Below are 13,804 nucleotides of genomic sequence, written 5' to 3'. Positions count from 1 at the left end.
TTTCAGCAGGCGCGCCGCGACGGTGTGCCGTTGGCGTCCGGGCGCAGCCGGGCACTGACGTCCACGGCCAGGACCAGCCGCCCGTGCGGTGCGGTAGCGGCAGCCCGGCGAGGACGCCACGAAGCCGTTCGACCTCGGTCCAGGCCTTTGTTCAGCACGTCGTGCGACGCGTCCTGCCCGTGCCGGTGCTCAAGCGGCAATGACAACCCGACCAGGGTTCGTACCGGCCAGGCGTAGAAGTCCACCACGCTCACGCGTGCGCCGAGCACCTGGTTCGGACAACCGGCCTGAGCACCACATTAATGATCGTCTCAGATTCACTCGGTACGAAGTCGGCGTCAGATAAGCGTCGCCGCCTGCGAGTCGCGCCGCCCTCACAACGATGCGGTGCCTGCCACGGCCGGCCCGCACAGCACGCACGCGAGCGGTTCCTCGACCCCGGGCTGGGCGCGAGGACGCCGGGTCCCGCCCGGCAGTGCTTCGGCGGGACCCGGCGCCGAGGTAGCCACGGCTCGGGTGGAGGCCTGGGCGACGAAGGCTCGATCTGAGGCAACTCGCAAACGGATGCGGTGCGAATACCACACCACACGAACACCTGGAGAGAGACTGACATGAAACCCATGGGACGCCGCAGCTTCCTGGCCGCCGCCACGGCACTCGGCATCGGCGCCGGCGTGTCCTCGCATGCCATTGTCGCGGCAGCGAGCGACGACGAGAAGACTCCGGACCAGGCTCCGGACCAGAACGCGGACAAGACCGCGGAAATGTATCAGCGAGACCGGGACCTGCCCTTCATCGGAACGGAGGAGACGTTTACGACTCCCGCGTTGTTGAAGCTGAACTCCATTAACAAGGATCACATAGCGTTCCTTGAAGAAATCGGCCTTGCGGATCTTGGCCAACGCCGCATCGGCGATATGGACGCGGGGGGACTCAATGTTCAAATCCTCTCTGCTCATACACCGTCCGTACAAAATGTCCCGGGGCAAAGAGGAATCGACCTTGCCTATCGTCTCAACCGGCAACTTGTAGACGGGCCAATCGCCCAATATCCGGGCCGCTTCAGAGCTTTCGCCACCTTGCCCTTGCAGAGCCCGGAGGCGGCGGCGGACGAACTGGAACGCTCCGTTCGGGAAGATGGCTTCCTGGGCGCACTGACCAACGGGCACATCACGAAGAAGTATCTCGATCATCCTGATTTCGAGCCTGTGCTGGCACGTGCCGTTGCTCTCGATGTGCCGATTTACCTGCATCCCGGCTATCCAGCTGACGAGATCTTCAAGATCCTTTACAGCACCACGCGGTCTCACTACACGAAAGAGTTCCAGCCCTACATTTTCAGTGGGTCTGGATATGGCTGGCACCAGGAGGTGCTGACCCAATGCATTCGGATGATCACGTACGGTGTCTTCGACAGATTCCCCAAACTGAAAATCATCATCGGCCACATGGGTGAAGGTCTTCCCTTCTACTACGAGCGGATCGTCAATGACATGGGCGAGCCGACCGAAAACTCGCTCAAGAAGCCCTTCGGGCAATACTTCCAGGACAACTTCTGGGTCACCACCAGCGCATTCCCCCAGACCGAACTTCTCGATCTCCTGCTGAAGCACATAAGCGTGGATCGAGTGATGTTCGCAACCGATTACCCGTTCGCGGACATAAAGGCGCAGACCGACTGGTTCCGCGGAGTCGATCTGCCACGCGAGGACAAGGAGAAGATTGCGTTCCTAAATGCCGAGAAACTGTTCAGAATGAAATTACCAGTGAAGTGACGCGCCGGTGTCGGCAGCACTAAATGTTGCCCGTGGTCGGTGCGATACCTCCGCGTGAGGCTTCGGTCATGGACAACCTCACGGAACTACTGCGGAACAACGCCCGGTTCGCCGCCACCGACGTCAAGGACCGCAAGCCCGCCATCCCGTTCGTTCCGCACAAGCAACTCCGGCAGGGTTTCGCCGCGCGGGGCGGCTCCGACGAGCACGAGCTTGTCGGCCCGGCGGTGCCCGACCCGGTCACGACAGTGCGCAGCGACGGCGAACGGTCTCAGCTATCCGCACGTGTCGCCGCGCATCCGGGTGACTGGACTGACCTACGACGTCAACACCGTTGTGGCCGATGTCGTCGTGCATCCATGAGCACGGCAGAACGGCACCGTCTTAATACTGACCTCAGGTTGATCGGGGAGGATAAGCGTCAAAGGCATCGGTTGGAGGGGTGGGGCCGGAGTGCGAATCATGATCGCGGATGACGAGGCGGCCATCCGTGAGTCGCTGGAGCGGGTGCTCCAGGTCGAGGGGTATGACACCAGCACGGTTGCCAACGGTCTCGCTGTGCTCGACGGGGTCGAGGGCATGGGGCGTGACACGTTGGATCTGTTGATCCTGGACGTGATGATGCCCCGTCTCGGCGGGTTGGAGACCTGTCGGCGGTTGCGGGCCGCGGGCCGGGATCTTCCGGTGCTGATGCTGACCGCCCGGGATCAGGTCTCCGACCGGGTCGCGGGGCTGGACGCGGGCGCCGACGACTATCTGCCCAAGCCGTTCGCCACCGAGGAACTGCTGGCCCGGGTGCGGGCCCTGCTGCGTCGGCGCGCGCCGGCCGGCGAGGAGTCGCAGATCCTGTCGTTCGCCGACGTCCGGCTCGATCCCGACCGTTTCCAGGCGTGGCGTGGCGGGCGGCCGCTGCGCCTGACCCGGACCGAGTTCTCCCTCCTGGAGGTGCTCGTGCGCAACGCAACCCGGGTCTTGACCCGCGACGCGCTGTTCGAGGCGATCTGGGGCTTCGACATGAGCACCACCGCCAACAACCTCCAGGTGTACGTGAGCTACCTGCGCCGCAAGATGGAGGCCGAGGGTGAGCCGCGATTGATCTACACGCTGCGCGGACTGGGATACACGTTGCGAGAGACTCCTCCGTGAACAGGCCCGACGGCCGGGAACCGCACCGGCTGACCCGATGGTGGCGCCGGCGGTCCCTGCGGACCAGGATGACGGTGATCGCAGCGACCGCCATCGCGGTCAGCGTGTTCGTGTCCTTCCAGGTGGCCAGCGAGTTGATGGACCGCAAGCTGCTGGACATCGCCGAGGATCAGCTGCACGCCGACTCGCGCGTCCTGGCGACCAACGCGGAGCGCACCGGTCTGGCGCAGGTCCAGCTACCGCCGTACCCGGGATCCGGTCGGCTGGTGCGGGTCATCCTGCCCGACGGCTCGACCCGGACGCCGGCCGGCCAACCCGCGCTGCCCCCGGTCAGCGAGCACGCCGGGCGCGTCGCGCAGGGCGCGTCGACCGACCTGCTGGAGTCGACCGACTGGAACGACGGCTACCGCGTTTACACGCTGCGGGTGGTCGACGGCGCGGTCCAGGTGGCCGACCTGGCCGACGACAGCCCGATCAACCAGTTCGGGTTCGGCATGCTGCTGATCGGGCTGCTCTGCGTGGTCGGCGGCGCCCTGGTCGGGCGGACCGTGGCGCGGGCCGCGCTGGCACCGATCGACCGGCTGACCGCCGCCGCGGTGCATGTCGCGGACACCCGGGATCTCGACGCCGACATCCCGGACGAGGGCGGTGGGGAGATCCGGCAGCTGATCCAGTCGATCAACGACATGCTCGCCGCGCTGCGGGAATCCCGTCAGGCTCAGCGGCTGCTCGCCGAGGACGCCTCCCACGAACTCAAGACCCCGCTCACCAGCCTGCGCCTCAACGTCGAGCTGCTGATCCGGCTCGATCGGCGTGGCACCCTGGACAGCGCACTGCCGGCGGAGAGCCGGACCCGGCTGCTCAACGATCTCGGCGCCCAGGTGGCCGAGTTGAGCACCCTTGCCGCCGAACTGACCGAGGTGGCACGCGGTGACGTCAGCGACGAGAACACCGAGCTGATCGACTTCGCCGACGTGGTGGTGGCCGCCGCGACTCGGGCGCGTTCGCGCATGCCCGACATCGAGGTCGCGCTGGACGTGAGCTCCGTGTGGGTGAGCGGGCGTCCCGCCGCGCTGCAGCGGGCTGTGCTCAACCTCATCGACAACGCCGGCAAGTGGTCCCCTGCGAACCAACCGGTCCAGGTCCGGCTCCATTGCGTCGGCGCGTTGGCGGTGCTCGAGGTCGACGACGCCGGACCAGGCATCGCCGCCGCGGACGCGCCGCGGGTGTTCGACCGGTTCTACCGGGCCGACAGCGCCCGGGCGTTGCCGGGATCCGGTCTCGGGCTGTCTATCGTGCAGCGGGTCGTCGACGCCCACGGCGGCCGGGTCACGGTCGCCCGCTCCACCCGCGGTGGCGCGCTGCTTCAGGTCGGCCTTCCGGCCGCGTCCCCGCCCACCGCGAGCGAGTGGTTCACCGCAGGAAAGGACACCGCGGTGCGCTGATGCACCCCGGGGGAGCGGCGGGCGGGGTCGCCGACCTCGCCGTTCGACTATGAGGGTGAGGTCGGCGACAGCGTCAGGTGCTACTTCTTCTTGGCCGGGTAGGCCGCGTCGACCTCGACCTCGACCAGCCAGCCGGCGACCGGCAGGTTCTCGATCTCGAGCGCGAATCGCGATGGCCGGGCCGGGTTGGCCACCATCGGCGGGGCGGGTGCGGCCGAGCCGAGCGGCACGTTCACCGGCTTGCCGGTGGCAAGGCTGGTGTTGGCGAAGAACTGCCGGTACGCACGATTCCAGCCGGCGAAGTCCATCTTCTCCTGGCCGGCGGGATTCTGCAGGAAGACGCGACGCCGGGCGCAAGCCCGCCCAGGTGGCGCTGAATCGGCTGCCGCAGCGACCTGCGGTGACCGCCCCGATCAGCGGTGCGCGCACCCTGGAGCAGCTGCAGGCAAACCTCGGCGCTGCCGGCTGGGAGCTCGACCCGGCGCTGACCGACCGGCTCACCATGGTCACCGACTTCGACCCGCTGCCGTACCCGTACGACATGCTGGCCGGAGCCGGCCGGCAGCTGACTGTCGAGTCCCGTACACGCAGCCCATCTGCTCGCACCGCTTGCCCGGCTTCTCTAACCTGGCCCGAGTGATCAACAGAGCGCCGGGCCGTTCGTTCATGAGCGGCTTCTGGGTCCTGTCCATCGGCGGCGCGGCGATCGGGATGACGCTGCTGTTTCTGGACCCGGTCACGGATGTCACCGAGTGCCCGAACTACGGCGGGAACGGCAATGCGAGCGTGTTCGTCAACGAGGAATGGGACCTGCTGTTCCCGTCGCTGCTTCTGGCCTGGATGCTGCTGATCACCGTAGAGCAACTGCTGCCGCCGACGTGGCGGGGCCGCGCCAATGGCGCCGTTGTGGCCCGCGGTGTCACCGCGCTTCTGATAGCGGTGATCGCCTCTTGCTGCGGCGGCGGCCGGCTTCTGACTCTCTGCCACTGACGGATGAATCTGCACTGGCAATGCAGTAACGTCGGTGGCGACTGTGTGGCGGTCGAAAACAGGAGACGACAATGGCAGTGGACCCCGATCGGCGAGCGGTCATGATAGGGATCTACTCGGGTCAGAGCCGCGGACCGTCGCCCCGATCAGCAACGGCGATTCATGATCAGGATCACGTCAGACGGAATCCAGGACGCACATCGTCCCAAAGCAGGCAGCAGAATTGCCTGCTCGGCATCGCCAGTAGCCAGAAAAAGGGCGGGAAGCGCCAATCGGATGCTTCGCAAGTAGGTCATACCTGCGTGGCGGTTCATCGGATGCCGTCTGAGGCGTGACCGCGCCGCAGTCGATGCTTCACGACACGGCGACGTCGTCGAACCAGACGGTGCCGGTGTTGTCGCCGGACTTCAGGTGCAGCTGGACGCCGGCGGCGCCGGCCGGGGCGACCGTCTCGACGACGAGCTTGGTCCAGCTGCTGTTGCCTTTCGGCAGCCGGTTGGAGGTGTCCTGCCCGATCCACCTGCCGGTGGCGTCGAACCAGCTGAGCGCGATCTCGGTGGTGCCGGTGGCGTTGACGCCGCGGGCGTACGCCTCGGCGCGCCAGCGGTAGCCGGGCTGGACCGGCGTGATCGGGGCGACGCGCAGCGAGGGCAGCCCGCTGCTGGTGCGGGTCGTGCGGGCGAACCGGGCCGAGTACTTGCCGGTGCGGGCCGTGCCGGTGGTGATCACAGCGCGGCCGGCCTGCGGCAGGTTCTGCTGCCACGGTGAGTGCGCGGCAGCAGATTCGAAGCCGAGGTTCAGGATGCTGTTCGGTGTCGTCCCAGCGGTCCAGGCGCCGCGGACCACGCCGGCGGCGGGCTTGCCGGTGCCGTCTGCGCGGTGCAGGCCGAACGTGTACTGCGCGGGAATCGCCGAGACCGCTGATTGGGCGGGGATCGCGCCGGGCGCGAAGTCGTCGAGCGTCCACGGGGCCACCGACGCGACACCGGCCTCCTTCGCGGCGCGGAAGGTCCGCGCCAGGTAGGCAGCCTGCTCGCCTTCGCTCGCGGACGTGCTGCTCAACCCGGTCTCACCGATGACGAGCGGGGCCGGTGTGACCGCGGCCTGTGCTTTGCGGATCTCGGCGAGGGCCCGTTCGGAGTTGCCGTAGAAGTGGAAGTCGTAGTAGTCCAGCGGCGTACCGGTCAGCGATTTCTTGATCTTTGCCAGGCCGGCGGCGCCGGTCTGACCGTCGACCGACAGGGTCAGCGGCATCGTCGGCGCGACGGAACGTACCGCCGGGATCAGCTTGCGCACCCACGCGACGGCGGCGGCGTCGGCGGGCTGGAACTCGTTCTTCAACTCGACGGTGATCACCCGCGGGTCACGCGCGTAGGGTGCAAGCACTGCCCTGGCCCAGGCGATGCTGCGCGTGACGTCGGTGTAGCCGTCCCACCAGTCGAACAGGGTGAGCTTGACGGTCAGGCCGCGCGCGTCGGCGATGCTGACGAACTTCGCCAGCCGGTCGGTGTAGGTGCTCTTCGGCGTCGGATAGCCGAAGGTCTGCGGGAAGACGATGACCCGTACGTTGTCGGCGCCGAGTTGGCGTGCCCGGGCCAGGTCGGCGTCGATCTTGGCGGGGTTGAAGTTGGTCCACATCGCCGACCAGCCCGCGTTCGACGGGTAGTAGTTGATCGTCTTGGCGGTGCGTACCGCCGCCATCCGCGTGGCCATCGTCGGCGCCGCGGCGGCCGCGGACGATGCGGCAGCCGCCGGTGCGGCCGGGAGCGGAAGGCCGACCAACAGCGAGCAGGCGAGGGCGGCGGCGCCGAAGCGAGCGCTGAGCATGAGTAGATCGGGCTTTCTGTTCGGTTGCGTTCGGGGACCCTCCTCGATCGGCTGGTTTCGTCCGGGTTGCAGGATGCGGCTGAGGGCAACGGGGTTGCCGTTCAGGAGCGGCCCGGGACATCGGTACGCCACACGCGTCGTTGTCACCGAATCGACAAGGATTTGTGCCGGGACCGCAGACCGGACTGCCTACCGTGGCCAGCGGCCGGCCAGCGGCATCCGTGACCCATCCGGCGCCGACCCTGAGGTGGTGAGGAAGTGTCCGCCAGAGACACGCGTCGCGAGTTCGACGAGATCGTCGGGCATTTGACGGCTGAGGATCCGGCACTGGCCCGCCCGGTCCGGATGATCCCGCGGCGAGTCCTGCTTGCGGTGCTGGCGGTCGTGGCCGCGCTGGTATGGGCAGGATTGTCGGTTCTGATGGTGCTCTGGGGTGCCGTCGGCGTCCTCGTCACGTGTGTGGTGGTGACAGCAGCGATAGCCGTGGCCGTCCTCCGCTCCCGCTGAACCGCGCCGAGGCTGACCATTTCTGTCAAACAAATGACATGGAGCTGTGCGCTCACCACCACGTGGTGCAGCGAACCTCGTCCTTACCAAACGGAAGGACGACGAGCATGACGCAACCGCTGGCAGCCTCCCCGCAACCGCCGGCCTGGCCACAGTCCGCATCGGGGAGCACGACCGTGCTGCGGTTGTCGCGGTCCGCGGACAGATCGATGCCGGGTCCGCGCCGCTGCTGCGCGACGCGCTCGGCTGGGCCATCGCCGGCCACGAGCGGGTCGTCGTGGATCTGTCCGGAGCTGATCACATCGACCGGGCGGGGCTGAGCGTCATCATCGCGGAACAGGCCCGCGCCACCACCCGGGGTGTGCAGCTCTGCTTTACCGCGCCGTCCCCGCAGCTACTGACCGCCTTGTGCGCCCTGCGGACAGGGGAGGTCCTCTCCTCCGCCGACCTGTCGGCCCCGCGGGTCCGCTCCCGACCCGGCTGACCTGGCCGCTTTCTCGCTGCCGCGGACCTTCGCGGCGCTGCGGTTCGACGGTGCCAGCGACTGAGCCGGCTTCTGGCGCCGCCGGGGACGGTCCTTCGATCACGATGCACCGAATGGACGGGTTGTCACGAGATTGTCATCGCTTCGCGGGGCAGGCGCCACGTGCTGCGGGAAGTCTGGCTCTTCAACTTCGGTGCGACCATCCGCGAAGGAAGATCATGGACGATTACTCCGACGGCGAGGACGACTGGGAGGAGTTCGACGACTGCTCGCGCAGCCTGTCGACCGACGACATGATCGCCGAGGTCTTCGCGGCTTCGCTGCACGGCGACCCCCACATCGTGGGCGCCCGGATGAGGGTTCAGGTGCAGAACCGGGTGGTGATCCTGCTCGGCTCCGTCGCGTCGGTGCAGGCACACGGCGCGATGCGTCAGCGGGCGTGGGACATTCCCGGGGTCGTGGACGTTTGTAACCGGCTGTCCGTGACACCGCCGGGCGATTCCCAGACGTCCGGCCCGGCCCAGTAGGGACCGCCTGCCGGTTCCGCACCCACCACACCGCCAGCAGGCGCGACCATGTCCGCACCGCCGCAGCACCCCTCAGCAGCTCAATTTGCACCGGCGATGCAGCGCCGCGACCTCTACCCGCAGTACGCCCAGGAGCTCAGTGAGCGCGTGGCGCCGTGCTAATCAGCCATCTGCGTTCGCGCGCCCTCACCGAGGCGGTGCCGCAACCGACAGGCCCGTGGCGCCGACGATGAGGGCTGAGCCCGCGCGGCGGCCGCCTTCACCAGCGGTGGTTCGTCGCCCAGTCGGCCGCGGTGGCCAGCGCCAGAGCGGCGAGCCCGATCAGGGTGGCCGGTCGGCGCACCACACAGATGACCTGGCTGAGGGCGCCCGCCTGTTCCGCCATGGGACTCACCGCCTCGCAGTTTCTCGTAGTGGCCGTGATGGAGCAGCTGGTTGTGGGGTGCCTGCAGTCGGCACCCCCCACAACCAGCCAGGGAGTGTTCAGCTCGCCGCAATTCTTCTGGCTGATCCTCACGCTGCATGCGCGGAATCATGTCGATCGTGTGACGGTCGGCAGCGGTGCGCCCGGTGAGTCGAGCCCGGCCAGTCGCTGGTGGACAGGCCGGCGTCGTCCGGTTTCCGCAGACCGGGCAGGATCGACATCGGTCCGTCATGAGGCCGTCGAGACCTACGGCATGGATTGGGCACCGTCGAATGCATGGGAACGCGACCGCCCCGATCCTCGGCACCCGTTGCGGGCGCCTGCCGACGCGCAACTGCGGACCGCTGCCGCTGTGCTTGTCGTCGCTGTGTCGTTCACGCTCGCGACGCTGCTCGTGCGGGCCGTGCGGGACAGTGTTCCGGGCCTTTGCGTCCAGGATCGGCGGGATCACGCCGCACGGGTGGCGGGCTCCGTGGTCAGGTCGAGGACCGGTTCGGCGGAGGGACGCGCCAAATAGTAGCCCTGGGCGTGGCTGACCCGGTTCTCGGCGAGCGCCGCGAACTCGCCCGCGGTCTCCACGCCTTCGGCGACCACGGTCATCCCCAGTGACGTCCCGAAGCTGGCCATCGCGCCGATCAGCGCGAAACGTGCCGGGTCGACGTTGCTGTCGGCCACGATGCTGCGGTCGAGTTTGATGATGTCCGGGCGCAGCCGCAGGATGTGCTGCATCGAGGCGTACCCTGCTCCGGCGTCGTCGACGGCCAGGCGCGCGCCCAGCGCGCGGATCCGGTGCAGCACATCGGCCAGCGCGTCGTAGTCCTCGATCAGCGCGTGCTCCGTCACCTCCACCACGACCCGGTGTGTGTCCGCGCCGAGTCCGAGCAGTGTGTCGAGGAATCGATCGTCGAGCAGGGTCTGCGCCGACACGTTGACCGACAGGTAGGCGTGCGGCGGCAGCTCGGCCAGGCGGCTGTAGGCCAGCTCGACGGCCCGCAGCTCCAGATCCGGACCCAGGCCCACCTCCCAGGCTTCGGCGAACCACTCGTTCGGCGGCCGGTACGGCTCCTCGGTGAACCTGGCGAGCGCCTCCATCCCGGCGACCTGCTGGCCCTGCACCTCGGCGATCGGCTGCAACATCACCTGCAACGAGTCCGGATTCTGGATGGCCCGCTGGATACGGATGCGCGTCTGCTCGGCCGTGCGCCGGCGCTCGTCCTGCTCGAGCGAGCTGATCGTCTCGGCAGTGACGTCGCTGGTGAATCCCCGGTATCCGACGACCGTGCCGGTGTGGTCGCGCATCGGCGCAACGGTGCTGCTCAGGTACCGGGTCGAGCCGTCGTGATGGCGGGTGCGGGTGACCTGGTCGTGCCAGTCGGCCGGGTCCACGGCGGCCGCCGTCGGGTCGTCGCTCACCACCTCGAGCAGGTTGTGGCCGACCAGGTGCTCACCCTGATGGCCGAGCAGAGCGTGTACGGCATCGCTCGCGTACGTGATCCGCAGGCCGGTGTCGGCCTGCCAGACCCAGCCGTGCGCGGTGTGCACGGTGTCCTCGAACGCTGCGGCGGCTTCCTGAGCCCGGCGGGCGAGCACCTGCTGGAGCCGGACGAGGCGCACGATCGCCACCGCAGCCAGCGGCAGGCAGGCCGCGCCGGCCATCCCCAGCCATTCGTCGGGCTCGGGGATCCCGCCCTCGTCGATCGCGTCCCACCAGTCCCACCCGTAGGAGACCATGGCGACCGCCAGGCTGACGGCGAGCACCGCGACGGCGGAGGAGACCACACGCTGATCTCGGGCGAACTCGCTCGCGCTTGTTCGTCCCGCCGCAGCGGTGCGCACATCACCGGTCATACCAGTTCAATCGGCGAGCAGAGCGCCGGCGTGAGAAAGCGCCTGTTCGAACACCACCCGGCCCGCGTGATCGCCGGTCCTGCCAGCCGTCCTGACGCCCTCGTGCGGGCGGCTCCGGGGGAGCCGAGAAGGGCGTACAGCTCACCCTGCTCGACCCGGGACCTCAAATCCCTGGCGGCATGAAAATCACCGGACGAAATGTTCTCGCCGCGCCGTGGATTTCCGGACGAGTTGCTGGGCGGTGCCGGCGTGGTGCGGTTCCGGAACCGAACAGGGTGCGGTCGGGCAGGTTGGCCGGAGTCGCCGCCTTTTACCTCTGTCACCAGGCTCGATGCGCGGAATAACAGTTTTCCGGGAAAACTTTTGCCGATAACTGTTCCGGCCAGCGCCGATTGCTTGTTATCGACATATTGACGAGCTGCAACACCGCGGTAACAATCCCATCCAGAGAGCGCTCTCCCCTCGTTGTCACGCGATTACTCCCACCACACCGTCCGAACAGGCAGGTCCATGACATCCCCAACCCTGACCTCCCCGCCGCCGCACCAGCGCCGACGCCGCGGGCGGATCGTGCTGAGCGCTGCTCTCACCGCCGCCCTCGGTGCCGCCGTCGTCTCGGTCGCCACCACAGCCAGCGCCGCGGACGCCCTGATCTCGCAGAGCAAGCCGGCCACCGCCTCGTCCGTCGAGAGTGCCGCCTTCCCCGCGTCCGCCGCCGTCGACGGTAACGCCGGCACCCGTTGGTCCAGCACGTTCGCCGACCCGCAGTGGTTGCAGGTCGACCTGGGCAGTACCCAGTCGATCAGCCAGGTCGTGCTGAACTGGGAGGCGGCGTACGCCTCGGCGTTCACCATTCAGACCTCCCCGAACGGCACCACCTGGACGAACATCAGTCCGGTCACGGCAGGCAGGGCCGGTGTGCAGACCCTCAATGTCACCGGCAGCGGCCGCTACGTCCGGATGAACGGCACCACGCGCGCCACCCCGTACGGTTACTCGCTCTGGGAATTTCAGGTCTTCGGCAGTGGCACGACTCCGACGCTTCCCACCTCGGACACCCCGGACCTCGGCCCGAACGTGCGGATCTTCGAGCCCTCCACCCCGGCGTCGACCATCCAGTCGGCCGTTGACCAGGCGTTCAACGCGCAGCTGCGCAGCCCGACCGCGCAGTTCGGCAGCCAGCGCCATGTCTTCCTCTTCAAGCCCGGCACCTACGGGCGGGTCTGGGCCAACGTCGGCTTCTACACCACGATCGCCGGTCTCGGCGTCAATCCCGACGACGTGACGATCAACGGCGCGATCAACGTCGACTCGGGCTGGAACTACGGTGACGAGTCCAACGCGACCCAGAACTTCTGGCGCAGCATGGAGAACCTGTCGATCGTGCCCGAGGGCGGCACCAACCGGTGGGCCGTCTCCCAGGCCGCCCCGATGCGCCGGGTGCACATCAAAGGCAACCTGACCCTGGCGCCGTCGAACCAGGACAACGGGCAGGGCTACTCCAGTGGCGGCTACCTCGCCGATTCGATCGTCGACGGCGTCGTGTCGTCCGGTTCCCAGCAGCAGTGGTACACCCGCGACAGCCGGATCGGGCGCTGGGACGGCGGGGTGTGGAACATGGTCTACTCCGGCGTGCAGGGCGCCCCGGCCAACGCGTTCCCGAACCCGCCGCACACCACCCTGGCGACCACCCCGGTGACGCGGGAGAAGCCTTATCTGTACGTCGACAGCGCCGGCCTCTACCGCGTGTTCGTTCCCGCTCTGCGGCGCAACTCCGCCGGCGCCACCTGGCCGAACACGGCCGGCACCTCGATTCCGATGCGCGAGTTCTACGTCGCCAAGCCCGGGGACAGCGCCGCCAGGATCAACCAGGCACTGGCTCAGGGCCTGAACCTGTTCTTCACCCCGGGCACCTACTCACTCAGCGAGACGATCCGGGTCACCCGCGCCAACACCGTGGTCACCGGCATCGGCTTCCCGACCCTGATCCCGACCGGCGGGGTCGAGGCCCTCAACGTCGCCGACGTGGACGGTGTCAAGGTCAGCGGCTTGACCTTCGACGCCGGGACGACGAACAGCCCGACGCTGATGAGCGTCGGACGGGCCGGCGTGCACACCGACCACGCCGCGAACCCGATCAGCCTGCAGGACGTCTTCTTCCGCATCGGCAGCAGCGTCCAGGGCAAGGCCACCACCACCCTCGTCGTGCACAGCGACGACACGATCATCGACCACATCTGGGCCTGGCGGGCCGACCACGGCGGCGCACCCACCGGGTGGACGGTCAACCCCGGCGACACCGGCCTGATCGTGAACGGTGACGACGTCCTCGCCACCGGCCTGTTCGTGGAGCACTACCAGAAGTACGAGGTGATCTGGAACGGTAACCGCGGACGGACGATCTTCTTCCAGAACGAGAAGCCGTACGACGTACCCAATCAGGCTGCCTGGATCGGCCCTCGCGGCAACGGCTACGCCGCCTACAAGGTGGCTGACAACGTCACCGACCACGAGCTCTGGGGTGGCGGCTCCTACTGCTACTTCAACGTGAACCCGAGTGTCCGAGTGGACCGGGCGTTCGAGGTGCCCAACCGGCCCGGGGTCCGGCTCCGCAGCGTCCTGACCGTCTCGCTCGGCGACGTCGGCACCATCGCCAACGTCGTCAACGACACCGGTGGCGCCGTTCCCAACCCCGCCGGCAACACCACCCCCCGTCAGGTCGTGGCCTACCCCTGACCCGCACGGTCCGGTAGCAGCAATTCCGATAGCAGCAGTGATGTGAACCCGGCGGCCACCGGTGCGATCCGCACCGGTGGCCGTCCTCGGGGCGG

14 protein-coding genes are annotated in these 13,804 nt (G+C 67.9%); 9 read left to right on the top strand and 5 right to left on the bottom strand.

Annotated features, from left to right (window positions below):
• Window positions 1-2: 2 nt before the first annotated feature.
• Window positions 3-254, bottom strand: coding sequence for a hypothetical protein (locus OHA21_RS16400; RefSeq protein ID WP_328474879.1), 252 nt, complete (start codon window positions 252-254; stop codon window positions 3-5).
• Window positions 255-611: 357 nt separating this feature from the next.
• Between OHA21_RS16400 and OHA21_RS16395 the strand changes: the two genes are divergently transcribed.
• From OHA21_RS16395 to OHA21_RS16385, 3 genes are all read left to right on the top strand, one after another.
• Entirely contained in the window at window positions 612-1,775 is a 1,164-nt protein-coding gene (locus tag OHA21_RS16395) for an amidohydrolase family protein (protein WP_328474877.1), read from the top strand.
• A 462-nt stretch (window positions 1,776-2,237) separates the two neighbouring features.
• The gene (locus tag OHA21_RS16390; RefSeq protein ID WP_328474875.1) at window positions 2,238-2,921 is read left to right on the top strand and encodes a response regulator transcription factor; all 684 of its coding nucleotides are present in this window, start codon (window positions 2,238-2,240) and stop codon (window positions 2,919-2,921) included.
• Complete coding sequence (locus OHA21_RS16385) at window positions 2,918-4,366, top strand: HAMP domain-containing sensor histidine kinase (protein WP_328474873.1); 1,449 nt, start codon at window positions 2,918-2,920, stop codon at window positions 4,364-4,366. Before OHA21_RS16390 ends, OHA21_RS16385 begins: the two co-directional genes overlap by 4 nt.
• 80 nt (window positions 4,367-4,446) lie before the next feature.
• Here OHA21_RS16385 and OHA21_RS16380 read toward each other — a convergent pair whose 3' ends face one another.
• The gene (locus tag OHA21_RS16380) at window positions 4,447-4,674 is read right to left on the bottom strand and encodes a hypothetical protein (RefSeq protein WP_328474871.1); all 228 of its coding nucleotides are present in this window, start codon (window positions 4,672-4,674) and stop codon (window positions 4,447-4,449) included.
• A gap of 92 nt (window positions 4,675-4,766) precedes the next feature.
• On the opposite strand from OHA21_RS16380, the gene OHA21_RS16375 reads away from it, so the two are divergent.
• The gene (locus OHA21_RS16375; protein WP_328474869.1) at window positions 4,767-5,006 is read left to right on the top strand and encodes a hypothetical protein; all 240 of its coding nucleotides are present in this window, start codon (window positions 4,767-4,769) and stop codon (window positions 5,004-5,006) included.
• A complete protein-coding gene (locus OHA21_RS16370; protein ID WP_328474867.1) occupies window positions 5,003-5,356 on the top strand; it encodes a hypothetical protein in 354 nt (117 codons plus the stop codon). Before OHA21_RS16375 ends, OHA21_RS16370 begins: the two co-directional genes overlap by 4 nt.
• Window positions 5,357-5,710: 354 nt before the next feature.
• Here the strand turns inward: OHA21_RS16370 and OHA21_RS16365 are convergent, their stop codons facing one another.
• On the bottom strand, window positions 5,711-7,183 hold the full coding sequence (locus tag OHA21_RS16365; protein WP_328474865.1) for a cellulase family glycosylhydrolase: 1,473 nt from the start codon (window positions 7,181-7,183) through the stop codon (window positions 5,711-5,713).
• 258 nt (window positions 7,184-7,441) lie between these two features.
• Between OHA21_RS16365 and OHA21_RS16360 the strand changes: the two genes are divergently transcribed.
• The 3 genes from OHA21_RS16360 to OHA21_RS16350 all read left to right on the top strand — a co-directional run bounded on the left by OHA21_RS16360 (window position 7,442) and on the right by OHA21_RS16350 (window position 8,701).
• A complete protein-coding gene (locus tag OHA21_RS16360; protein ID WP_328474863.1) occupies window positions 7,442-7,690 on the top strand; it encodes a DUF3040 domain-containing protein in 249 nt (82 codons plus the stop codon).
• Between the two features lie 46 nt (window positions 7,691-7,736).
• On the top strand, window positions 7,737-8,174 hold the full coding sequence (locus tag OHA21_RS16355; RefSeq protein ID WP_328474861.1) for an STAS domain-containing protein: 438 nt from the start codon (window positions 7,737-7,739) through the stop codon (window positions 8,172-8,174).
• A 218-nt stretch (window positions 8,175-8,392) separates the two neighbouring features.
• Complete coding sequence (locus tag OHA21_RS16350) at window positions 8,393-8,701, top strand: BON domain-containing protein (protein WP_328474859.1); 309 nt, start codon at window positions 8,393-8,395, stop codon at window positions 8,699-8,701.
• A gap of 259 nt (window positions 8,702-8,960) precedes the next feature.
• Here OHA21_RS16350 and OHA21_RS16345 read toward each other — a convergent pair whose 3' ends face one another.
• Window positions 8,961-9,086 (bottom strand): hypothetical protein, encoded by a 126-nt coding sequence (locus OHA21_RS16345; protein WP_328474857.1) that lies wholly within the window; start codon window positions 9,084-9,086, stop codon window positions 8,961-8,963.
• A 486-nt stretch (window positions 9,087-9,572) separates the two neighbouring features.
• On the bottom strand, window positions 9,573-10,904 hold the full coding sequence (locus OHA21_RS16340; RefSeq protein WP_328474855.1) for a sensor domain-containing phosphodiesterase: 1,332 nt from the start codon (window positions 10,902-10,904) through the stop codon (window positions 9,573-9,575).
• A gap of 579 nt (window positions 10,905-11,483) precedes the next feature.
• Between OHA21_RS16340 and OHA21_RS16335 the strand changes: the two genes are divergently transcribed.
• The gene (locus OHA21_RS16335; RefSeq protein WP_328474853.1) at window positions 11,484-13,709 is read left to right on the top strand and encodes a discoidin domain-containing protein; all 2,226 of its coding nucleotides are present in this window, start codon (window positions 11,484-11,486) and stop codon (window positions 13,707-13,709) included.
• Window positions 13,710-13,804 lie beyond the last annotated feature (95 nt).

The sequence above is a fragment of the Actinoplanes sp. NBC_00393 genome (genome assembly GCF_036053395.1).
Taxonomy (GTDB): Bacteria; Actinomycetota; Actinomycetes; order Mycobacteriales; family Micromonosporaceae; genus Actinoplanes.
The sequence above is the reverse complement of the archived record's forward strand: the minus strand, read 5'-3'. Positions and strand labels throughout refer to the sequence as shown.

Coding starts and splice junctions, on each gene's coding strand:
- OHA21_RS16380 (WP_328474871.1), bottom strand. CDS start 4,674: ATGGACTTCGCCGGCTGGAATCGTGCGTACCGGCAGTTCTTCGCCAAC.
- OHA21_RS16345 (WP_328474857.1), bottom strand. CDS start 9,086: ATGGCGGAACAGGCGGGCGCCCTCAGCCAGGTCATCTGTGTGGTGCGC.
- OHA21_RS16395 (WP_328474877.1), top strand. CDS start 612: ATGAAACCCATGGGACGCCGCAGCTTCCTGGCCGCCGCCACGGCACTC.
- OHA21_RS16365 (WP_328474865.1), bottom strand. CDS start 7,183: ATGCTCAGCGCTCGCTTCGGCGCCGCCGCCCTCGCCTGCTCGCTGTTG.
- OHA21_RS16350 (WP_328474859.1), top strand. CDS start 8,393: ATGGACGATTACTCCGACGGCGAGGACGACTGGGAGGAGTTCGACGAC.
- OHA21_RS16390 (WP_328474875.1), top strand. CDS start 2,238: ATGATCGCGGATGACGAGGCGGCCATCCGTGAGTCGCTGGAGCGGGTG.
- OHA21_RS16335 (WP_328474853.1), top strand. CDS start 11,484: ATGACATCCCCAACCCTGACCTCCCCGCCGCCGCACCAGCGCCGACGC.